This is a genomic window from Bacillus sp. SIMBA_008 (genome assembly GCF_046535495.1).
Lineage (GTDB): Bacteria > Bacillota > Bacilli > Bacillales > Bacillaceae > Bacillus > Bacillus subtilis.
On the sequence record NZ_JAWRWL010000005.1, the window covers coordinates 101,992 to 124,722 of the forward strand.

General features: G+C 47.6%; 20 protein-coding genes and 1 pseudogene. 5 read left to right on the forward strand and 16 right to left on the reverse strand.

What is annotated here, in order from left to right:
- Positions 1 to 9: 9 nt before the first annotated feature.
- The 5 genes from licC to SB658_RS16805 form a co-directional block, all read right to left on the reverse strand.
- A complete protein-coding gene (gene licC, locus SB658_RS16785) occupies positions 10 to 1,368 on the reverse strand; it encodes a PTS lichenan transporter subunit IIC (RefSeq protein ID WP_015250911.1) in 1,359 nt (452 codons plus the stop codon).
- 15 nt (positions 1,369 to 1,383) lie between these two features.
- Positions 1,384 to 1,692, reverse strand: coding sequence for a PTS lichenan transporter subunit IIB (gene licB / locus SB658_RS16790; RefSeq protein WP_003218755.1), 309 nt, complete (start codon positions 1,690 to 1,692; stop codon positions 1,384 to 1,386).
- Positions 1,693 to 1,820: 128 nt separating this feature from the next.
- Positions 1,821 to 3,746, reverse strand: a complete 1,926-nt coding sequence (licR, locus tag SB658_RS16795) for a transcriptional regulator LicR (protein ID WP_032676958.1) — start codon at positions 3,744 to 3,746, stop codon at positions 1,821 to 1,823.
- Between the two features lie 162 nt (positions 3,747 to 3,908).
- Positions 3,909 to 4,067, reverse strand: a complete 159-nt coding sequence (locus SB658_RS16800; protein WP_009968374.1) for a hypothetical protein — start codon at positions 4,065 to 4,067, stop codon at positions 3,909 to 3,911.
- Between the two features lie 28 nt (positions 4,068 to 4,095).
- Positions 4,096 to 4,686, reverse strand: coding sequence for a DNA-3-methyladenine glycosylase (locus SB658_RS16805; protein WP_003227303.1), 591 nt, complete (start codon positions 4,684 to 4,686; stop codon positions 4,096 to 4,098).
- Positions 4,687 to 4,814: 128 nt separating this feature from the next.
- Here SB658_RS16805 and katX point away from each other — a divergent pair, with 128 nt between their 5' ends.
- Positions 4,815 to 6,458, forward strand: coding sequence for a catalase KatX (gene katX, locus SB658_RS16810; protein WP_144500461.1), 1,644 nt, complete (start codon positions 4,815 to 4,817; stop codon positions 6,456 to 6,458).
- Between the two features lie 103 nt (positions 6,459 to 6,561).
- A pseudogene (locus tag SB658_RS16815) lies at positions 6,562 to 7,744 on the forward strand (MFS transporter).
- On the opposite strand, the gene SB658_RS16820 reads toward SB658_RS16815, so the two are convergent.
- From SB658_RS16820 to sigY, 6 genes are read right to left on the reverse strand one after another with little or no spacing between them, the layout of a single operon-like run.
- A complete protein-coding gene (locus tag SB658_RS16820) occupies positions 7,741 to 8,517 on the reverse strand; it encodes an ABC transporter permease (RefSeq protein ID WP_024573402.1) in 777 nt (258 codons plus the stop codon). The pseudogene SB658_RS16815 and the gene SB658_RS16820 overlap by 4 nt on opposite strands.
- Entirely contained in the window at positions 8,514 to 9,401 is an 888-nt protein-coding gene (locus tag SB658_RS16825; protein ID WP_085185429.1) for an ABC transporter ATP-binding protein, read from the reverse strand. The genes SB658_RS16820 and SB658_RS16825 overlap by 4 nt, the downstream gene beginning before the upstream one ends.
- Positions 9,402 to 9,407: 6 nt before the next feature.
- The gene (gene yxlE / locus SB658_RS16830) at positions 9,408 to 9,596 is read right to left on the reverse strand and encodes a sigma Y negative regulator YxlE (protein ID WP_003227293.1); all 189 of its coding nucleotides are present in this window, start codon (positions 9,594 to 9,596) and stop codon (positions 9,408 to 9,410) included.
- The gene (gene yxlD / locus SB658_RS16835; protein WP_014481311.1) at positions 9,593 to 9,799 is read right to left on the reverse strand and encodes a sigma Y negative regulator YxlD; all 207 of its coding nucleotides are present in this window, start codon (positions 9,797 to 9,799) and stop codon (positions 9,593 to 9,595) included. Before yxlD ends, yxlE begins: the two co-directional genes overlap by 4 nt.
- Positions 9,796 to 10,116 carry a YxlC family protein gene (locus tag SB658_RS16840; RefSeq protein WP_085185427.1) on the reverse strand — a complete coding sequence of 107 codons (321 nt, stop codon included), beginning with the start codon at positions 10,114 to 10,116 and terminating at the stop codon, positions 9,796 to 9,798. Before SB658_RS16840 ends, yxlD begins: the two co-directional genes overlap by 4 nt.
- The gene (gene sigY, locus SB658_RS16845; RefSeq protein WP_015250905.1) at positions 10,109 to 10,645 is read right to left on the reverse strand and encodes an RNA polymerase sigma factor SigY; all 537 of its coding nucleotides are present in this window, start codon (positions 10,643 to 10,645) and stop codon (positions 10,109 to 10,111) included. Before sigY ends, SB658_RS16840 begins: the two co-directional genes overlap by 8 nt.
- Before the next feature lie 211 nt (positions 10,646 to 10,856).
- Here sigY and SB658_RS16850 point away from each other — a divergent pair, with 211 nt between their 5' ends.
- Positions 10,857 to 12,230: a cytosine permease gene (locus SB658_RS16850; protein WP_003244111.1), complete on the forward strand. Its 1,374-nt coding sequence runs from the start codon at positions 10,857 to 10,859 to the stop codon at positions 12,228 to 12,230.
- Between the two features lie 14 nt (positions 12,231 to 12,244).
- Here the strand turns inward: SB658_RS16850 and SB658_RS16855 are convergent, their stop codons facing one another.
- The 5 genes from SB658_RS16855 to cydA form a co-directional block, all read right to left on the reverse strand.
- Positions 12,245 to 13,075, reverse strand: coding sequence for an NAD(P)H-hydrate dehydratase (locus SB658_RS16855; protein ID WP_410601973.1), 831 nt, complete (start codon positions 13,073 to 13,075; stop codon positions 12,245 to 12,247).
- Between the two features lie 85 nt (positions 13,076 to 13,160).
- Positions 13,161 to 14,888 carry a thiol reductant ABC exporter subunit CydC gene (gene cydC, locus SB658_RS16860; protein ID WP_049140906.1) on the reverse strand — a complete coding sequence of 576 codons (1,728 nt, stop codon included), beginning with the start codon at positions 14,886 to 14,888 and terminating at the stop codon, positions 13,161 to 13,163.
- The gene (gene cydD, locus SB658_RS16865; RefSeq protein WP_410601975.1) at positions 14,885 to 16,588 is read right to left on the reverse strand and encodes a thiol reductant ABC exporter subunit CydD; all 1,704 of its coding nucleotides are present in this window, start codon (positions 16,586 to 16,588) and stop codon (positions 14,885 to 14,887) included. Before cydD ends, cydC begins: the two co-directional genes overlap by 4 nt.
- A complete protein-coding gene (gene cydB, locus SB658_RS16870) occupies positions 16,588 to 17,604 on the reverse strand; it encodes a cytochrome d ubiquinol oxidase subunit II (protein ID WP_003244559.1) in 1,017 nt (338 codons plus the stop codon). The genes cydD and cydB overlap by 1 nt, the downstream gene beginning before the upstream one ends.
- Positions 17,588 to 18,994, reverse strand: coding sequence for a cytochrome ubiquinol oxidase subunit I (gene cydA / locus SB658_RS16875; protein ID WP_144500457.1), 1,407 nt, complete (start codon positions 18,992 to 18,994; stop codon positions 17,588 to 17,590). Before cydA ends, cydB begins: the two co-directional genes overlap by 17 nt.
- A gap of 553 nt (positions 18,995 to 19,547) precedes the next feature.
- Between cydA and cimH the strand changes: the two genes are divergently transcribed.
- Positions 19,548 to 20,900 (forward strand): citrate/malate transporter CimH, encoded by a 1,353-nt coding sequence (gene cimH / locus SB658_RS16880; RefSeq protein WP_015714950.1) that lies wholly within the window; start codon positions 19,548 to 19,550, stop codon positions 20,898 to 20,900.
- A 121-nt stretch (positions 20,901 to 21,021) separates the two neighbouring features.
- Positions 21,022 to 22,710: a M56 family metallopeptidase gene (locus SB658_RS16885; RefSeq protein ID WP_082200987.1), complete on the forward strand. Its 1,689-nt coding sequence runs from the start codon at positions 21,022 to 21,024 to the stop codon at positions 22,708 to 22,710.
- The last annotated feature ends 21 nt before the right edge of the window (positions 22,711 to 22,731 follow it).

Sequence of the window (22,731 nt, forward strand, 5' to 3'; positions counted from 1 at the left end):
TTCCTTTCTCTACAGAGCCGCTTCTTTGTCATCTGATGCTGCAGGCGTTTGGACCAGCTCCAGATCGTTTTCTTCTTTCAGCTTCTGCTTATCCCACATTCTGAAGAATGGATAGTAGACAACAAAGGACACGGCAATATTAATGGCTTGCATGACCGCGCCTGAGACTTTTCCTCCTGTCGCCAAGTAGCCTGAAAAGATCGGCGGCATGGTCCACGGCACTGCGATACCCGCCGGTTTGGCGACAAGGCCGGTGCTCATTCCGATGTACGTGAGTGTCACTGTGACAAGCGGTGTGATGATAAACGGAAGTAAGAGCATTGGGTTCATGACGATCGGCATTCCGAATATAATCGGTTCGTTAATATTGAAGATGGCCGGGCCGACCGCAAGCTTCCCGAGCTGCTTCATTTGTTTGCTTCGGGCGCGCAGGAACATCGTGACAACCAGTGCCAATGTGGCGCCGCTTCCGCCAATATTGACCCAGATATCGAAAAATTGCTGGGTGAAAATCTTAGGAAGCTCCTCACCAGCTTGGAATGCGATCCGGTTGGCATCCATTGCGCCGTACCAAATCGGTGCCATGACGCCGCCAACAATGTTTGCACCGTGAAGGCCGCAGGCCCATAAAAGCATTTTGACGGCTTCGGCGACAAGGCTTCCTCCAAGGCTTCCTCCCAGAATGGAAAGCGGAGTCCCCAATAAAACGCTTACAATATTATGAAGGCTTTCAAACGGTGTCGCTTCAACAATCAGCCGGGCTGCCCAAATTAGGAAGATGACGGCAAAGCCGGGGATTAACGCGACAAATGACTTGCTTACCGCCGGCGGGACACCGTCCGGCATTTTGAAGACTAAATTGCGCTGGATAATAAGGCGGTAAATCTCTGTGGACACCATTGCGATAATCATGGCGACAAATAGGCCTTTGCTTCCCATGAGCGAAAGCGGAATCCCGCCGCCAACCATGATTTCTTTCGTCGCGCCATCCGGCATAAACGGCACTTGATAAGGTGTTGCTAATAAAAATGCCGCAAGAGAAATGGCTCCGGCCGACAAGGCATCAACGCCGTATTTCTCGGCGAGCCGGTAGGCGATGCCGAACGCGGCGACAAGACCCATAATTTCAAAGGTCGCGTCGACTGGGTAGGCCAGTTTTTCAGACCAGGAGCTGCCAAACGTTTTCGCCATAAACTCAGCGTATCCCGGGATCGGGAGGTTGCCAATGATGAGGAAAAAGGAACCGATGATAATCAGGGGCATCGTGAGGATGATACCATCACGCAGCGCCTGCAAATGACGCTGTCCCGCAATTCTTCCCGCTATAGGCATGACCTTTTCTTCTAAGATCTGATTGACTTTATTCACATAGCCCGCCCCTCTCTATGACACATGTCCAAGCTGTTCAGCTGATTTCAGCACTTCCGCCCCATTGCACGTGCCATAATGGACGGTATTAATGACGTCTACCGGAACCCCCTTTGACTCTCCTAATTTTTTGAGCTGCGGAAGCATGTAACGGACTTGCGGACCGAGAAGCAATACATCCGCTTTATCGATATGATTTTGTACAGAATCGCCTGAAACTGCCCAAATGGTATAGTCTTTTCCCTGTTCCTGCGCACTTTTTTCCATCTTGCTCACCAGTAAGCTAGTAGACATGCCTGCTGCACAAACGAGTAATATATTCATGTAAAAGACCCCCTAGAGTTTGATCAATTTTGTAATGTCCTGCTGTTGCTATCATCATATTATGAAATCGCTTTCATAAACACTCAGGGTTTTTCCGCAGGCAACGGAAAAAAGGTATATACAGGCTGTCAGCTCAGCATTTTTTGGTCAAACACATCCGAAAGCTCTTGATATGAACGACATTTGATCAGCTGGTTCACCGCCGCCGGGTCATCCAAAATGCTGCCAAGCAGTTTATACATGCTTTGCAAATCCGCTTTGTTCTCCTTTTCGACACAAAGCAGACAGACAAATTGAACTCGCTGACTCTCCCAATCGATCGGTTTTTTGAGCGTACAAACGGCCCAAAACGTTGTTTTCGTCTGCGGAACAAGCGGGTGCGGGATGGCAACAAGATTGCCAAAACACGTTGGCGACATGTCTTCTCTTTCAAAAATGGAATCTATGATTTCTTCATCGGCAAAGCCGCATTCGACCGCTTTCTGCCCTAAAAATTGAATCACTTCTTCTTTTGAGCGCAGATCCTCCTGAAAAAAAACGAGTTCTTTTTTTAGGTAGCGATTGGCTTTTTCCTTTTCATCACTCAGAATAGATTCTATTTTTGTAAAGTCAGTTCCGCCTAAGATGGTGTTAACCTTCAGTACTGGTACAGGGAGCTCTTTTTTAATCGGAATGGTGCTGATGACAAAATCAATTGATTCGTAGGACATTTGATCAAGACTATAATACTCAGCCGTTCCAAGAATATCGAGCCGCTTGCCGAAATGGGAACGCAGTTTTTCGCGCAGAAGCTGGGCGCTTCCGGCTCCCGATGCGCATACAATGATACAGCGTTTCGGCGGGCTTTCTGTTTTTTTTCGTTCAATCGCGGCGCCAAAGTGGAGAGCCAAATATCCAATTTCGTTTTCATGAATCTCAATACCCGTTTGTTCCTTTATCACGATTCCGGCAATGATCCCGGCTTCAAAAGCGAGTGGATAATGTTCCTTGATCGCTGCCAGCATCGGATTTCGAAGATTCATGCCGTATCGGTTGCGGCTGATCGCCGGCTTCATATGCAGGGCCAAGCCGATTTTCAGCTCTTTGTCATGCAGGATGCCAAGCTTCAGTTCACGATCAACAGCTTCGATCATGGCAAGTGTCAGCTGATCGGTTTCTTCTTCTATTGAGAATGTGCCCTCTCCGCATTGTGATTGTGTCATTCGTTTTGTGCCAAGGAGATGCATGGTGATGTAGGCCGTCTCGTCTTTCGGAAACGTAACGGCAAGCGCTGATTCCAGCTCTTTTACGATGGCTTCTGCAGCCTGGTACTCCTTTTGATGCAGGATATGATCCATATCTTTCGGGAAAAGAGATACATAGTTTTCCGTTCTGATCCGTTTACAGGCGATAGCAATATGGATAATGAGGTTATTCAGTCCCATGTTGGACAGAGGGATGCGGTCGTTTTTCATTTTTTTCAAGATGGCGGAACGGATGATCTCAATTTCTTCTTTTGGTAAAATATCAGCCTTTTCATTTAAAACATCTATCTCCGTTTCTCTTTCATCGACAATGTACTCCGCCATGCAGTACCTCATCTGCACCTCGTCCCCGCGCAGCTTGAAGCCGTAATTCGGACGTGTTTCCATGACGATGCGGTAAGGCAGCAGACGTTTCTTTACTTCCTTTAAATCCGTTTGGAGTGTAGATTTTGAGATAAATAGTTCTTCAGCAAGTTCATCGAGCTTGAGATAATGGTCCGCCAGCAGCAGACGTTTCATAAGATAGGCCATTCTCTCCTCCGGCAATACCGGCAGGCCCTTTTTTTGCTGAAATTCATCTTGCAGCAGTGTTCTGAATACTTGCTCGTCATCAATGCGGAGCTTGTAGCCGGAGCCTCTTACAGATTGTACAAAGGCACCGTGACCGCTTAGCACACCTTGAAGTTCCTTTATATCATTGCGGACTGTCCGCGTCGTTACGTTTAATTGCGCGGCAAAAAACGAACTTGTCACCGGGGCTTCAGCCGCCATCAGCAAGCGCAGAATATCACGTAGTCGCCCATGAAGCATGAGAAAAACCTCCTAACTAGTAGATGCAGGGATTCAGTGAATAGGCAGAAAGGATGATGAAGGGATGCGAAATGTATATAAATTCTATAATGGAGAGAATGGCAAGTCAATGAACATCCGGAGGACTAGAGGGAAAACTGACCTATAAAAAAACAGCCGGGATCAGCCGGCTGTTCTAGATGCGGACATATTCTTTTGTTTAGACGCCTTGCGATCCTTCATGATTTTTCGAACAATCGGGTAAATGACCGGCGCCCATTTGATAACGGTTTTGATCATCTTTTTCAAAGCTCCGATTCTCCCTTCTTTTTTCTCAACCATTCCCCTGATTGCCTCTTCCTTAAACATGCTAACGCGACACGTACCTGTTTCCCGTCACCCAGAAACGCCATGGATAATCGCGTGCCTCCCCGCTGTTGTCAATGCCGATGCGCGGGCCGGTTGAAATTGCTTCCGGTGTGTACCCGCTTTCGATGTAAAGCGGCTGTTCCGTGATCCAGCGTCCGTAGTCATTCATCGTGACGCCAAGCGCTTTCGTCAGCTTTCCTGGTCCGTTTGTCCATTCCCTCGGACTCCTGCCCGGCCTTCTCTCCTCCATTAACAGCTGGCCTTCATGCGGCTCAATCGCCCTGATTAATACCGCTTGCGGGACATCCTCTTCCGCGGCAACGACATTCAGCAATGTATGGGTGTGCATCACGTATGTATATACCCGCCCAGCTTCTGCAAACATGATCTCAGTCCGCTTCGTCCGGCGGTTGTTAAAGCTGTGGGCCGCTCTGTCTCCAGCCCCCATATAGGCCTCTGTTTCCACAATATAGCCTGACGCTGTGCCTTCGTCTGTTTCTTTTACAAGAAGGCAGCCCAGAAGCGATGGGGCAAGCTCAAGAGCGGTTTTTTGATAAAACGTGATGGGCAGCGGATTTTTTTCTCTCGTCACGAATCGACCTCTCCTTTTACCGATTTTTGTACATTGTACCATTCCCGAAGCAGATCAAAAAAAACGGCTGTTTTAAAATCTTTCCATTCAGGGAATATTGTTACCGTTCAAAAAAGGAGGGCCAACCATTGAAAGATGATCATCAAAACAAGCAGCACCAAACAAATGCCCAAGGAAGCGAGGAAGCGCTTTCCCATAAGACATCCGGGAAAAACGAGTCAGAGGATACCTTAACGAATAGGCAGGGGCATCCTGTTACTGACAACCAGAATGTGAGAACCGTCGGGAATAGAGGGCCTACAACACTTGAGAACTATGATTTTCTCGAAAAGATCAGCCACTTCGACCGGGAACGCATCCCTGAGCGGGTTGTTCATGCCAGGGGAGCAGGTGCACACGGGTATTTTGAAGCGTACGGAAGCTTCGGAGACGAACCGATTTCAACATACACACGGGCCAAGCTCTTTCAGGAAAAAGGCAAGAAAACACCGGCATTTGTCCGTTTTTCAACTGTGAATCATGGAAAACACTCGCCTGAAACATTGAGAGACCCGCGCGGTTTTGCTGTAAAGCTATATACAGAAGACGGAAACTGGGATTTGGTCGGGAACAACCTAAAAATCTTTTTTATCCGCGACCCGCTGAAATTTCCGGATCTTGTACATGCATTTCAGCCTGATCCAGTGACCAACATCCAGGATGGTGAACGTATTTTCGATTTCATTTCTCAATCTCCAGAAGCGACACACATGATCACCTTCTTGTTTTCGCCTTGGGGCATTCCGGCCAACTACCGGCAAATGCAGGGTTCAGGCGTACATGCCTATAAATGGGTGAATGAGGAGGGCAAGGCTGTTCTCGTGAAATACCATTTTGAACCGAAGCAGGGCATCCGCAACCTGACACAGAAGGAAGCAGAAGAGATTCAAGGGAAAAACTTTAACCATGCCACACAGGATTTATATGACGCGATTGAAAATGGCGATTATCCAGAGTGGGAAGTGTATGCTCAAATCATGAGCGATGATGAGCATCCTGAACTTGACTTTGATCCTCTTGATCCGACAAAACTGTGGTATAAAGACGATTTCCCATGGAAACCGATCGGCAAATTGGTTCTGAACAAAAATCCGGAAAACTACCATGCGGAAGTGGAGCAAGCTTCATTTGGAACGGGAGTGCTTGTCGACGGGCTTGATTTTTCAGACGACAAATTGCTCCAGGGGCGTACGTTTGCCTACTCTGATACGCAGCGCTACCGTGTAGGCGCAAATTACCTGCAGCTTCCGATCAACTCGCCGAAAAAGCATGTCGCCACCAACCAGGAAGGCGGGCAAATGCAATATCGGGTCGATAGAGCAGAAGGACAAAACCCGCACGTCAACTATGAGCCATCCATTATGGGCGGGCTGAAGGAAGCGAAGCAGGACGGAAAAGACCATATGCCGCATGTCGAAGGTGATGTAAAGCGTGAAGCGATTGACAGAACAAACAACTTCGGACAGGCTGGAGAAACGTACCGGAGATTTACTGAATTTGAGCGGAACGAACTGATTACGAATTTGGTGAATACGCTTTCTACGTGCCGAAAAGAAATTCAGGATCAAATGATTGAGAATTTCACAAAAGCTGATCCTGACTACGGAAAACGCGTAGCGGAAGGGCTAAAAAAGGTTTCCGAAAACAACAGCAACGGGCCGATCGGCACAACTGAAACGGAACAGGCTGCAAAGCAGGCTGAACAGGAGAGCCATCCATCTGATCCGTATTAACAACAGCGAACAGGGCTTTTTTTGAAGCCCTGTTTTTTTATTTTTCTATTGAAACGCTTTCAACAATTGTGTTGTACTGGAAGGAAAGGGGTGGAGAGATACGATGGAATTACAGCAGGACTTGATTCCTCAGAAAAAAACAATCGGCGCCTTAGATCACGCCGTTTTTTTATGCATGGTATTTTGTTTCTGGTTTTCAGGCTATATTTACGTTCCTGTATTCAGCCTGTATTTGGAGGATCTGCACTTTTCATATGGCGCAATCGGCATCATTCTCGGCAGCTACGGGGTCACGCAAATCCTTCTGCGATTCCCGCTCGGCCTTCTGTCGGACATTCTGTTTTCCTTGCGCAAGCAATTGTTAATTGCCGGGTTCGGCTTTTCCGTCCTCAGCAGCCTGCTTTTTTTGATGTTTGATTCTTTCTTCTTCGTGCTGGCCGCCCGGCTTTTCGCGGGAATCACTGCTTCTATGTGGGTGATGGCGACCATTTTATACGCACATTATTTCAACAATGGCAATGCATCAAAAGCAATGGGCATCATGCAGTTTTTTACCGTCATGCCTCAGTTTGCCAGCATTGTGTTCTGCGGGCTTGCGGCAGCCCATTTAGGCAGGCAGGTCCCGTTTTGGATGGCGCTGGCAGCTTCTGCCGCAGGTCTGGTGATCTGCTGCTTTATTAAGGATCCGTCTGCTCCTCCCGCAAACCGTGACACCATTCGTGTCAATCAGTACATCAAAGATACATTGCGGCTGCCAAAGCTGAAGCTTTTCACCATCCTGTCTATGACGGCCCATGCCGTATTATTTATGACAGTGTTTGGTTTTACGCCGCTTTACATGAATCAGCTCGGAATGGGTGATGAGCGCCTTTTTCCTCCCACACGCAGCCGCCACATTAAGCTTTGTGTTTCTGCGCTTTACAAGCCGTATCGCTTACTCCGTGATGCTCATTAGTTTCGCTGTCATCGGGGTCTGTTTGCTATATGTTCCTTTTTCAGCTGCATTGTTCACGGTTTGCATCACACACGCCTGTATCGGACTGGCGCTCGGCTTCGTTTTTCCTCTGCTGCTAAGCCATGTCGTCGAAATCAGTTCTGCCCGTTTAAAAATGTCAGTGATGGGGTTTTATCAATCATTTTATGCGCTAGGCATCTTCCTCGGGCCCCTTCTTGCCGGAAAAATCGCACAGCTTGTCGGGCTTGCGGGAGTTTTTTATGGAGCCGGGTCTCTGGCATTTGCCGCCTTTTTTGTGATGCTCGCGCAAAAACGTAACATGATCAATTAATAGCTTTCATACCGCCGGAAGCGCCACACAGAAAACACGGCCAGAAGCATGATGCACAGAATGGAGAAAGTGAGTGACCATCCGAAAAAACCTGCCCGCTCTCCATGAAGAAGGATATGCTCCGCCTGCTTGCAAATCTCAGCCGGAAGCCACTTCGCACCATCTGGAAATAGTGAAACAGCAAAGGAAACAGCTGCTGTGAGCCCGATCCCGCAAGCCGCAGCTGCTCCGACAGACCGGAATATCGTACTTCCGGCAAGGCCGGCGGTCACAATAAATATCACCCAAAGCGCGTAAAGGCCAAGGCTTGCGGCAAAGCGGCTGAATGATGCGTCCTCAAACAGCAGCCGAACGTAATAATAAGCAAGCCCGTATCCAGCTGCAAACGACATAATGCCGATCACGCTTTGGATGAGCCATTTACTCACGATATAATGGGCTGCCGTCACAGGCCGCGACATAATCAGCGCTGTTACCCCTTGATTTCTTTCATTGGCTACACTGCCCATCACGCTAAAGATGACCAGAGCCATGCCAAGCGTGTTGAATTGAGAAAGCGTGCTGACCATCACTTCAGACCCGGATGGCATCGTAAAACTGATTTTCATGCCGTCAGGAAGGTTCCCTCCATGTGCGATGATTTCCGGCATATAATAAATGGTCAGCGGCTGTGTCAGCCCGACGATCATCATCGCAATCGGCAGCCAAATCAGCTTGCCGCTTTTCCATCCTTCCAGCCACTCCTTCTGCAATAGCGCCGTCATCACCTTCATGCGTGCACCACCTTTAGATAGACGTCTTCTAGAGACTCCGTTTTCTGTTCAAAGCGGGTGACGGTCAATCCCTTTCGGATACAGTCACTTAATAATGACCGGCCAGCGTTTATATCAGGCAGCTCGAAAACCGCTTGGGACGGATTCTTATAGACAATAGCTGAGACGTAAGGCTTCTCTTCAAGCCAACCTTCCAGCTTCTCTTTCACTGAAAGGGTAAAAACGTTCGTTTGCTGCTGTTGTTTCAGCTCCTGTAACTCGCCTTTCCATGAAATTTCACCGTTTTTCATAATCACCACTTGATCACACACCTGCTCTGCATCGTGCAAAACATGTGTAGAAAACAGAACGGCCATATGCTTTTTCAGCTCCCGCATCATGTCCAGCACCTCAAACCGTCCTGTCGGATCAAGTGCAGACACCGGTTCATCCAATATCAAAAACTTCGGTTTATGGAGCAGTGCCTGTGCCAGACCGAGTCTTTGTTTCATGCCTCCTGAATAGCCCCCGATCTTTTTGTGCGCCGCTTCGTGCAAACCCACAAATTCCAGCATCTCGCCGATTTCCTCTTGGCATTTTCTCTTCGAAAGACCGGACAGTCTCCCCGCAAATGTCAAAAATTCATTTGCGGTCATCCAGGAATAAAAAGCTGGATACTGCGGGAGGTACCCAATCAAACGCCGATCCAGCTTTTTTTCTCCTAACAGCTTAATGTTTCCGGAGGTTGGTGAAAGCAGACCGGCAAGCATTTGCAGAGTCGTGGTTTTGCCGGCTCCATTAGGTCCTAATAGTGCGACACACTCGTTTTCATTCACGTGAAAACTGACATTCTTTACAGCTTCATGATGCCTGTACGATTTGCATAATGATTCAATAGACAGCATATCGGCTTACCTTTGCTTTCTGCCGACGGTGAAAAATAAAATCGGCCCGATAATATTGATACATACGATGATTGCAGCCCACATCCACTTTGGCCCGTTCGTCCGCTCTTCTTTTATACAGCTGATAAGGGCAAACACCGCCAAAGCCAGCTGTAATACAATCAGCGGCAAAATCATTTCCCAAGAAATATTCATTGCTTGATCCCCCTTTTCTTCCGATCCGGCCTAATGACAAAAAAGTAATAACAAATCAGAGGCATCGGTGCTGTAATCAGTCCGACAATTCCCCAAATCCATGCCATGCGATTTCGTTTTTTCGCATCAATAAATAAAAAGATTCCCTGCGCCAATACGATGAGATAAGCCGCAACCGTTATGACAATTTCTGTTTGTGTCATCTGCGTTTCACCTCGCATTCGCCGAGATGCCTTTTTTTCTCAGCCGCAATCAAAATCGGCAGCACCGCAAGCACACAAACCTGAAGCACAATAAACACAGCAGGAACTTGAGTGAAAGCTAAGATTGCAGCACTCACAACCATCAGCGCGCAGAATACAAATAAAATGATCTCTTGAAGAAGTTTTTTTCTGTATTCAGCTTTCATTTGTGACAGCTGGTGAAGCAGTTCTTTTTGATTCGGTATAGAGGGATTGGCTGTTTGATCAACTTTTTTCCATTCTGACTTTAAATGATCAGAAAGCTTTTCTTTATTCATCGTCCCACTCCTTTCTGATTTGCTGGAGCCCTTTATGAACTCTGGACTTTACAGTGCCTTCTTTGATTTGAAGCATCACCCCGATTTCAGCGTAGGTATAGCCGTAGTAATGCCTTAATAAAACCGGTGTGCGCAGTTTAGGGTCCAGCTTTGAAAACAGATCGAGCGTTTCGCTCCACTCTGCCCCTTTCGCCGACACGTCCCACTTGATCTTGCGGATTGTTTCCTCCGTAACTGTCTGATTCCGTTTCCATTCTCTCTTTCTCTTTTTCTGGTGATCGAGATAGAGCCGCGATGCAATGGAGATCAGCCATGTGGAGAATTTTGAACGGCCCTGAAAGCTTCTTAAATGGATGTACCCTTTCAGAAAGGTTTCCTGAACAAGTTCCTCGCTGAGATCGGGGTGAAGGGAAAGCTTTAACAAGTATTTATATAAGAAAGAATAGTGATAGTGGAAAAGGGCTGTAAACGCCTCGTCGTTTCCCTCTTTCGCCTGCTGGATCAGCCGCTGTTCTTCATGTGTATCCAATGACCGTGATCCCCCCTTTTTTGTTTTTCTGCCTTATGAGACGACACTGGATTCAAAAGCGTTCATCTTTTTTACAATTCTTTTCAGCCATTGACAGATCAGGCTTCCCGGCCGTTTGGCTGCATATCCTTATTTGTAAACCCCCTTATAGTCTGTTAAGCTATGACTTTATGTCGATTTCAAAAAAACATCCAATATGGAGGACGATGCATTGAAAGTAGAAAGGCGAACGATTGAATATATTCCGAATGAAGAAAGACATGGTAAAGCGAAAGATTTATTTCCCGTATGGTTCGGGGCTAATATGCATATCACCACGTTAGTGACCGGCACGATTCCCGTTGCAATGGGACTTAATCTGTTTTGGAGTGTTGCCGCTATTATTTGCGGAACCTTAATCGGTGCCATATTTATGGCGTCTCATTCCGCGCAAGGCCCTCAGCTAGGCATCCCGCAAATGATTCAAAGCCGTGCCCAATTCGGCGTAATCGGAGCGATTCTTCCCCTCTTTTTAGTCATGTTTATCTACCTTGGTTTCTTCGCAAGCAGCACGATTCTGGCGGCCGGAACCTTAAGCAGCTTTGTTCCCATCCCGGGATCATGGAGCATTATAGGCTTAAGCGCCGTATGTTTTTTACTCACCATTTTCGGCCATGATTTGATTCACAAAATGCAAAAAATCCTTTCTTGGACCTCTTTTGCTGTATTTTTTGCTGCAACGATTCTCATTTTTCAATTGCCGATTCCGGCAGGCAGCTGGATTCCCGGAGCGATTGATCTGCCAATTTTCTTGGTGGCAGTCAGCGCAGTTGCGACGTGGCAGCTTGCCTACGCGCCGTATGTTGCCGATTATTCAAGATATCTGCCAGTTAAAACACCGGCTTCAAAAACATTTTGGTACAGCTATGCAGGTACATCTGTCAGCTCCATCTGGATGATGCTGCTCGGCGCATTGCTGACAACCTCACTTCCTGACTTTACGGCAAACTCAGGCAGCCAGATTGTCCAATTGTTCGGTCCCTTCTCGTTTATTATGCTGATCATTGTGTTATTTGGGCAAATGGCAATCAATGTTTTTAACCTGTATGGGGCCTTCATGTCCACGACAACAACGCTGGAGCCGTTTCTGAAATTAAAAGTCACGCCCAAAGTCAGAATCATCATGATCCTGGGTGTCACGCTTGTCGGCACAGTCTTAAGCCTACTGGGACAGAGCAATTTTATGGAGCTGTTTTTGAATTTTATCTTTTTCATCAGTTATTTCTTAATTCCGTGGACGGCAATCAATTTAGTCGATTACTACTTCGTTCGCCACGGAAAGTATCAAGTCAAAGCCATGTTCGACGTAAACGGGCCTTATGGAAAGGTCAATTGGATCACCACAATTGCGTTCGTTCTGTCTATCTTGCTGGAAATTCCGTTTATCAACACAAGCTTTTACATCGGACCGCTTGCCAAAATGTTTGGCGGCGGAGACATCGCATGGATTATCGGCTTGGCCGTGCCTTCTGTGCTTTACTATGTATTAATGAAACCGCGTCTGAAAAAACGGGCGGGGTATCAAGAAAAGCTGTCTTCTCTCTGAAGACAGCTTTTTTATCATTCAAATCGTTTCCACACGCGGGGCAGGATGTCAGATAGCTCATGAGCGAGCAACGTATGAGCGGAGTGCTCGTCCGTCCAGAGCTCGGCGCACGCACCATGCAAATAGACCGCGTTTAATATGGCGTGCTTTGGATCTTCATGGCAGCAGAGCATCCCCAATATCATGCCCGTCAGTGTGTCACCGGTTCCGCCCTTGGCGAGCGCCCCGTTTCCGGTTGGATTGAGCCAGCAGTCTCCATCAGGAAACGCGATGACGGTTTGGTTTCCTTTTAACACAATGACAGTCTGCAGCTGAGCCGCCCACTCCTTTGCATATTCCGCTCTTTTTTTCTGCAATTCGTTCACGGGCACCCCTGTCATTCGGGAAAACTCGCCCGGGTGCGGCGTGAGGATGACGGGGGCCTCCCGTTTCGGATATGTGCGCTTCGCCAGCGCTCCGGCATCCAAAATAACAGGACAATCAGCCGTAAGCACATGATCGACTGCCTGCTGTACGCTTTCCGTTTGCGGAAGGCCCGATCCGATGGCAATGGCTCGGTACGTCTCTTCAAGCTGAGCATCCGCCGCCTTTTTCCAGCCGTCACGCCAATAGGTCGCCTCGGGCAAAACAAGAACAATTAGCGGGATTACGCTTTCTGATGTACCGATGACAAGCTTGCCGAGACCGCTCCGCATGGCCCCAAGCCCTGCAAGCAGCGCTGCCCCCGGCATGTCGTCACTTCCAGTCAGCAGCAAAGCCGTACCGTACGTGCCTTTATGGCTCTCCGCATCTCTTTCAGGAAGCGTGGCCCTTACATGCTCTTCCGTCCAAAATGGAACATTCATCTCTATCCCTCCTCTGCTTTCTTTTCCTATTTTTCCTGTCCCTTTTCTTTTTCAAACAAAAAAGACAGCCTTTTAGGGCTGTCTTCTATTTTACAGGAACATCAAGGTGATATAGACGGCGATATCGTTCGTTTGCCGCCAGCAGCTCCTCATGGGTTCCTTCCATTTCTGTTTTGCCGTTTTCGAGAAATACGATTTTATCAGCCGCTTCCACTCCCGCGAGATGGTGGGTAATCCATAAAATCGTTTTTCCTTTCAGCACCTCAAACACCGTTTCCATCAATTCACGTTCGGTAATAGGATCGAGGCCGACTGTTGGCTCATCGAGGATGATGATCGGTGTATCCTGCAGTAAAATCCTCGCAAGCGCGATCCGCTGGCGCTCTCCACCGGAAAAACGGATGCCCGTTTCCTGTACAGAGGTATGATATCCGTCAGGCAATGACTCAATGTAGTCATGCAGCTTGACCTGCTTTGCGGCGCGGCGCACATCCTCGTCGCTTGCTTCTCCGTTTCCGAGCCTGATGTTGTTCAAAATACTTGTATCAAACAGGTGCGGTTTTTGATTTAACACGGCCACCGCATCCGCAATCTGATCCTTTAACAGCGCTGTCTCCACTCCGTTTAACGTAACAGAACCGGAGTCCGGTTTCAAGGCGCCCTCGATTAATGCAAGCGATGTTGATTTCCCAGAGCCGCTTCGGCCGAGCAGCGCCATTTTTTCTCCTTGGCGCAGCGTAAAGGAAAAGTTGTCAAGCACTTGGCTGCTGTAATCATAAGAAAACGTCACATCACGAAAGGCCAAGGTGACATCTTGAAGATCGAGCATTTGAGCCCCTGATTCTGTTTGTGACGCCTCCGGCTGAGGAGCCACCTTGTTCATGCGTCTGATAGAATCCTGATAGCCCGGCACTTCGCCTAAGGCATCCGAAAGCGGCAAAAAGGCTTCCGTCAACGGAAACACCACTAGCACAAAAGCGGCAATCATTGTTTTAGCAAGCTCGCCGTCTGCTTGCTGTCCCGCCGTCCAAAACAGCATCAGCAAAATAAGGCCGGCGACAAGGCATTGCGCAGCAAAATCCCGCCATCTTGTAAAGCGTTGTTTTTTCCGTTCAAGCTCAAACCAATCATGTTCCTCTTTTTCATAAGCATCAATAAAAGCATGCCGGCGTCCGCTGAACATCCAGTCGCTGACACCCATCACAGCATCTGTCAGACGGCTGTACAGCACATTCCGCCCGCTTTTCAGCTTCGCATTCTTCGCTCTCGTCACGAGCAAAGACACAACCGGAAACAATACAACAAGAACAAACAAATAAAGCGCAAGCAATATGGCAAACGGCCAAGAGAAGAAGCCAAGCGCTATCACTGACACAGCATACAGGAACAAGGCTGAGATCGCAGGAAAAATCGTTTTTAAGAAAGCATCCTGCAAATGCTCAATATCCTCAGACAAAATGCCGAGCATATCCCCCGTGCGAAAACGGGAACGCAGCATCAAAGCACCCGGCTCAAGCATATTGTAAAGGCGGACGCGCATGTCGGATACGATTTTCAAAATGATGTGATGCCCGACGAGCCGTTCCACATATCGCGAAACAGAGCGCGCAATCCCAAAGGTGCGCACAGCGACAATCGGCACATAAATAAGCAGAATATTTTCCGGCCTTGTCGCCGCTTTAGAAATCAAAAACCCTGAGGTGAACATGAGAAAAGCAGCAGAAAAAATCGTCACCCCGCCCAAAAAGATAACCAGAACGAACAGGCGAGCATTTTGCTTGATATACGGCAAAATCCATTCTTCTTTCTTCATGCTCTTTCCCCCAGTTGTGCCTTCACGAGTTTGGTATACACACCGTTTTTCTCCAGCAGTTCATTGTGAGTCCCGATTTCCGCAACCCTGCCCCCGTCCAGCACGATAATTTCGTCCATATCGAGCATCCAGTGAAGGCGGTGAGTCGCGAGAAAGACAAGCTTATCCTCAAATAAATCCAGCATCGTTTTTTTTATTTCATATTCTGTTTCGATATCAAGATGGGCGGTCGGCTCATCCAGCAGCAGGATCGGACGGTTTCCCAAAAAGGCGCGGGCCAGGGCGACACGCTGTGCCTGGCCGCCGCTGAGCGCCCGGCCGCCTTCCCCGATCCGCCCCTCTAATCCTTCAGGAAGGCTATCCACCAGCTCCGCCAGTCCCGCCGCCGCAGCAGCACGGGCTGTATCCTCTGCCGAAGCGCTTGGGTGGTAGAAGCGAATGTTATTGCCAAGCGTATCATCAAAAATGTACGGATGCTGGGGGATGTACAGAAGGTTCTTCTGCCAGCTGCCGTCCTGCAAATGGGACCGGCTTGTACCATTAACCTCAATCATCCCGCCATCCGGCTCCAAAAATCCGCCGAGAATATCAATTAATGTTGATTTTCCGGCGCCGCTTGCACCGATAATGCCGATTTTTTTCTTGCCCTTAAATGAGAGATGAATATCAGACACCGATCGGCCGACTGACACGCCTGACAGCTTCAGCTCATCCTGATCGGACCAAGCTTCGAGCTGAAGCGGCGTCTCTTCTTTAAAACCAGGCTGCGACAAAATCTCTTGAATGGTTTTTCCTGCTTCCTGGCCGTTCAGCGTTGCATGATAATCATTCCCCACTTCCCGCACCGGCAAAAAATACTCAGGCGCCAGAATAAGCGCCGTTAAAGCAGGTCCAAGCAAAATATCGCCGTCAATGAGGCGCAGGCCCAGAAATACTGCGACTGTCGCCACCGACAGCATCGTGAAAAAATCGAGGGCGAATGATGACAAAAACGCCACCCGGAGTGTGCTCATCGTTGCCTTGCGATACCGCTCACTCACATAGAAAATATTTTTGCTGTGTGACTTGCTCAAACCTAGGAAACGCAATGTCTCCAGCCCGCGAAGAGAATCAACAAAATGATTGGAAAGTCTCTGATAGGATTTCCACTGACGATCCGCTTTTCTCTGCGCGACAAGGCCGAGGAGAATCATAAAGATGATCAGAATCGGCATAGCCGCCACTAAAATGATGGCTGATGTGCGATCCTGAAAAAACACATAAATGACAACCGCCGCAGGCACAATCGCCATGCTGACCATTTTCGGCAGAAACAGCTCCAGGTAGCGGCGGAACTGGCTGATGCCTTCCATCGCCAGCGTCACCATTTGCCCCGTCCCCTCTTTCTTTGCAAAGCGGGGGCCTAATCGGAACAGCTGATCAAGAAAACTTTTTCTCAAATCTGCTCCTGTCCGGGCGGCGTATTGATAGACGATTTTCTGTCGCGCCACCGTCACCCCGTGCCGGGCGATAAAAGCGATGAGGAAAAAGCCGATCACCGGAAAAAGGGAGGTAATGCCCTTCCCGTTGAACAGCCCGGTTACGGCCTCACTCAGCCACTCTGCCTGCATGATAATGGCAGCTGTCTGAATCAGCGTTAAACAAGTAATCACGGTGAGAATTTGCTTCATTCCTTTATATCGAAACAGGTCTTTTCCCATTAATAAGTCATAGGCTCCTTATGGCTGACGCGCTTCCGGAAGACATAATAGCTCCAGATCTGGCTGCCGATGACGAACGGCAGTAGCGTTAATGCTGCAATTGACATGACTTTAAGCGAATAATCTCCGGAAGAAGCGTTAGCTACTGTTAAATCGTATGCGCTATGAAGCGAGCTGACCATTACGCGAGGGAATAGGGAAATAAAGATCATTCCCACGGTCAGCGCCAGACCAGCGCCTGTCATCCCAAATGTCCAGCCGTCTTTTTTCTTGCGAATAAATACAGCCGCGAGCATAAAGCAGATGACAATCAAAACAGCGAGCGGAATGGTAATCTCGCCGCGGCGTGTAAACATGTCTGTCTGATACGCAGAAAGGGCCGCGAAGGCAAGAACCGCTACAAAAACAACACCCATTATCTTTTGCGCCATTTTCCGGGCGCGGTTTTGCAAATCACCAATCGTACGCAGCGTGATAAACATTAATCCATGCTGGAAGCAAAGAAGTGTTACCGTCACACCGCCAAGTATAGAATATACATTGATATAATCAGATACATGTGCGTGAATGTTCATGTCGGCATCAATCGGCATCCCGCGGAATAATGTCGTGAACAGCACACCAAGCACAAACGGAGGAATCAGACTGCCGAAGAAAACGACCCAGTCCCAAACCTTTACCCATTTTAAATGATCCACCTTGCCGCGGAACTCAAACGCGACCCCGCGGCCCATTAACGCAAGCAGCACTATGACAAACGGAATGTAATAACCGCTCAGCATCGTTGCATACCAGTTTGGGAATGCCGCGAAAATGGCGCCTGCGCCAGTCAAAAGCCAGACTTCATTCGCGTCCCAGAACGGCCCGATCGTGTTGATCAGCACTCTGCGTTCTAATTCATTATGGCCAAGAAAACGGGTCGCCATGCCGACCCCGAAATCAAAGCCTTCCAAAAAGAAGAATCCTACAAACAATACAGCAACGAGTATAAACCAAAGATCATGAAGAGATGCCATGGTATACCTCCTGACTAAATGGATCTGTTGATACAGGCACATCATGATGATCATCATGCTCCGCACCTTTTTTAATCTCACGGATAAACAAGAAGACAAGCAGTGCACCAAGAATCAAGTACATCACACCGAATGCGATGATTGAGAATAACAAGGAGCCCGCTGTTACGTTAGGCGACACAGATTGAGCGGTTGTCATTAACCCCATAACCGTCCAAGGCTGACGTCCGATTTCTGTCATAATCCAGCCCGCGGAGTTCGCAAGAAACGGGAAGGAAATCAACGCGATCATGATGCGCAAATACCATTTGCTGTTTTCAAGCTTTTTGCGGCGGTTTAACCAAAGGCCGCCTAACGCAGCAAGAATCATGACAACACCTGCTCCTACCATGATGCGGAAGCTCCAGAATGTCGTTTTCACTGGCGGAATGTAGTCTCCTTTTCCGTATATTTTTTCGTACTCAGCCTGAAGGGTTTTCATCCCTTTGACACTTCCGCTGAATTTCTGATAAGCCAAGTAGCTCAAGGCATAAGGAACTTTGATTTCATTTGAGCTTTTTTCATTTTTTGTATCGATCGTCGCAAAAGCGGTCCAAGCAGCAGGGTCACCGCTGTCTTCCCATAGACCTTCACTGGCAGCCATTTTCATCGGCTGTGATTCCATCAAGTGCTCAGCCTGCATGTGTCCGCTAAGGCCGACGCCAAGACCTGCACAAAGGCCGACGATCATTGCGAGTTTAAGAGATTGCTTAAAGAACGGCACTTCTTTTTTCTTCAGCAGTTTAAAAGCACTCACTCCGGCAATAAAGAAAGCTCCAGTGGCAAGCGCACCGAAAATAACGTGCGGGAATTCAACCCAAAGCTGAGGGTTTGTAATCAACGCGCCAAAATCATTCATTTCCGCGCGGCCGTTTTTGATCGTAAAGCCGACCGGCTCCTGCATAAAGGAGTTTGCTGTTAAAATCCAGAAAGATGACATGATCGTTCCGAATGATACGAGCCATATGCAGAGAGCGTGAATTTTCTTCGGCAGGCGGTCCCAGCCAAAAATCCATAATCCGATAAAAATAGACTCCATGAAAAACGCCAATAATGCTTCAATCGCAAGCGGCGCGCCAAATACATCTCCGACAAAACGGGAGTAATCAGACCAGTTCAGTCCAAACTGGAATTCTTGTAAAATCCCTGTTACAACACCGACTGCGAAATTTATTAAGAATAAGTGTCCCCAAAACTTTGCCATTTTGAGATACAGCTCATTTTTCTTTACAAGATAAAGAGTCTCCATCAACGCAACCATAAACACAAGCCCGATAGACATCGGCACAAACAAGAAGTGAAACAACGTTGTTGATGCAAATTGTATGCGGGCTAATACCAATTCACTCATGCTTTCTCCTCCATTTCCGGTTAAAACTGTAATTTGCTCACTACTTCACAAATAGAACCGAGACTTTGATCAGTAATTCACAAAATAGACGAAAAAAATATTGCTCAATATTTCACAAATGTGTCAAAAAGTCATCCAATATGATGCAAGATTGCCAGACTGACCAAATGACACAATCTCTGACTGGTTCATATTAAGTACTTTACAACGATTCATTTCAAAAATAAAGCCTAAAATACCTAAAAAGTCCCGCCCTATGTGACGGATTTTTGTCTATTTTGTTGCTTATTTATGTCGGCTGCTAGGATAAATGACCCTTTATTATCGTACATCAACACATCGTTCCTTGCGAACAAAATGCTTGCCCCGCACCAGCACTCGTTTCTCAGCACTCCGTCATAAACAGATTTTAGGCAGGATGCCTCTTTTCATTTGAACCGGCAAGTGGAGAAAAGTTGAATAGTAAATTTTTAATATATTAATAATTTCAATTTTTTAGTATACTTAACATAGTGAACAATTTCACTGCATCAAGAATAGGGGAGGTTTTTCAATGGGAGAGCTTCAAACACAAATGCAATTGCAAACGGATACAATTCACGAAGGGGTTCGAAAAGAGAATTGGTTTGCGAAAGCCATGAATATAAAAGTAGGCATCATACCGCTTCCTGTGTATGCCTTGCTGTTTATATTAATCACTGTTTTTGTTATGCATCACGATGTAAAAAGTGACATTTTGACATCCATTGCCGTCATGGCGTTTTTCGGGTTTACCTTTGCCCAAATCGGCAAATCGATACCGATTGTGCGTTCTATTGGCGGCCCGGCCATCCTAGCTACTTTTATTCCGTCCGCTGTCGTGTACTATCACCTGCTGCCTAATGATATCGTCAAATCCACCACAGAATTTACAGAAAACTCAAACTTTCTATATTTGTTTATCGCCGGTATTGTCGTCGGAAGCATTCTCGGCATGAAAAGAGAAACACTCGTAAAAGCATTCATGAAAATTTTTATTCCGCTTATTGTCGGTTCTGTCACAGCCGCTATTGTCGGACTGGCTGTCGGGACATTGCTCGGACTCGGATTTCAGCATACCCTGCTGTACATTGTCATTCCGATTATGGCTGGAGGAGTCGGAGAAGGCGCTATCCCGCTGTCCATCGGATATTCTGACATCATGCCCATTTCTCAAGGGGAAGCGTTTGCACTTGTTCTGCCATCGATTATGCTGGGCAGCTTGTGCGCGATTATTCTAGCGGGATTGCTGAACCGCATCGGAAAGAAAAAACCGGAATGGACAGGCAACGGCAAAGTGGACCGCTCCGAAGAAGAGTCCCCTGCGCTGGAGGAATCTCAAAGCGGACAGCAAATGTTCAACCTTTCTTTATTTGCGTCAGGCGGTATCCTTGCTGTTTCTTTATACTTAGTCGGCATGCTCGCTCACGATTTTTTCGGTTTTCCGGCACCCGTTGCCATGCTGTTACTGGCTGTTCTAATCAAGCTGTTCAGATTGGTGCCTGCCTCAATTGAAAATGGCGCGTTTGGAGTGTCCCGCTTCTTTTCAACAGCTGTGACCTACCCGCTTCTCTTTGCGATTGGGGTATCCATGACTCCGTGGGACAAGCTTGTCGCCGCTTTTAACCTCAGCAATATTATCACGATTCTGTCTGTCGTTGTGACCATGATGGCCGTTGGCTTCTTCACTGGAAAATGGCTGAACATGTATCCGATTGAAACCGCCATAATCAATGCGTGTCATTCTGGGCAAGGCGGCACGGGTGACGTTGCCATTTTAAGCGCCGCTGAAAGGCTTGAGCTAATGCCTTTCGCCCAAGTGTCTACCCGCATCGGGGGCGCGATTACAGTATCCTTAACCTTATTGCTGCTGCACCAGTTTTATTGATCCCCGCAAGCAAGTTCTTCGTCAAACGAAAGAGCTTGCTTTTTTGCATGTCCATATTTTTGCAAATTCCCGCCTCATGCTATAGTAATAGTTGGAAATACTAGATAGAAAGGAATATGGCATGCCTATGGGAACTCATCTATTTCTCTTTATGCTACTCGGGCTGGGATTTTATTTGATATCAGCCCTAGCTGCAAAACTCATTCCGGCCATAGACTTCTGGATTGATATTGTTCTATGGGTCGGCGCTGCAGTTTACATCTTCTCTCATCTCTCATTCATGGACGGCATTGTCTCACTCGCGACAATGTTCTACTGCTATTGGACCGCAATGGATCTCATTGTTTCAGAGCGTGCGGAAAAACCTTCGGGAGACTGGCAGGAAATCGAGCTGGCCAGAAACAAAACACGTCTCCTGTCAGACATTACGCTGACCGCCATTGTGTTTGCAGGGGCTGTTATTTTTTTCATCTATGGACCTGACACAAGCCCTCTCAAATATGTGATCCTTCTCGGCATGATCTCCGGCGGAGGGGCACTGGTAAAGCGTATACTGAATGTTTTCAGCGTAAAGGTTTTTTATTCAGCTGCCTTAGAAAAATTGCATATCAGCTCACACTATGAAACCCGTACATACCCGCTTTCCGATTTGAAGGACATTCAGCTTGAATCAACAGCTGATCTCTTAAAGCTCCATCCGCTTCTGACGGTGTATTCATCCCGTTTAGATTTGACAACAAGCTTTCAGCAAGTCATTAAACTGTCTCTTCCCGGCGAAACACTGTTTCTGACGGTGAAGGAACCGCAAAAATGGAAAACAATTCTCCAGGAATACACAGATGCAGAAAACAATGTGGACAATGTGATTTCTGTTTTGCCGTTTTATCATAGAAAAAATGTGAAGCGGCTGCTCGGTAAGCTTTATTTTGCCGCCAGCGTAAAAGGGGTATCCGCTTACGCCTTATTGGTGCTCGCGTTATACGCATTACACGCCTCTCCATGGGTCATGGCTGTTGCCGTAATCCTATATTGGGTATTCAACATGTATATGTCAGACCGTGTGTTGCGGGCAGCGATGGACGCCAAGCCTTGTCATCATCCGCATGTACAGGCAGCGGCCGATATGATTTTCCGATCGGCCGGCATTTCCCATGTCCGCATATACGAAACGGAGAGTGATGATTACAACGGAATGGCAGTAGGCATGAATGTCGGGAGGTCAATGGTCATCCTGACAAGCGCCACACTAACACTTCCACAGCGTGTCATCGAAGGCATTCTGGCCCATGAGGCAATTCATATCAAAAAACGTGACGTTCTGTCATCACAGCTTTTGCGTTTTCTATATCTTGGAGCTGTCGTTGGGATTTTCCTCTTGTTTGAGCAGCATATCACCCATCCCGAGGCCCACAAAATTGCGCTTTGGGCTTTCATTATGGCAATCATTATCCTATTCCAGCTCTATCAATCCTTTTGTTCACAATGGATGGAGGTGCGTGCTGACAACCTTGGCGCATCCTTGCTGGAGGGCGGTTACAAACAAATGGCTGAAGCCTTGAGAATCTTGGCGGTTCGGCAGGATGAGGACATACAGAAACAAAGTGCCTACAGCTCTGAAGCAGGTGAAGACGAGCTTCAAATTGATTCTCTCACCCGTGATAAAAGCTGGCTTTTCAGACTGATTGATTTTCAGTTCGCTCCTCATCCCCCTATGTATTGGCGTGTCGGCACTTTATTGTCAAACAAAGGACATGGGGTGCTAAAGCGCTGGCTCAGAGACCGCCTGAAAGAATCAATCACTTTGAAATGAAACCGGTCAGCGTTTCATCCG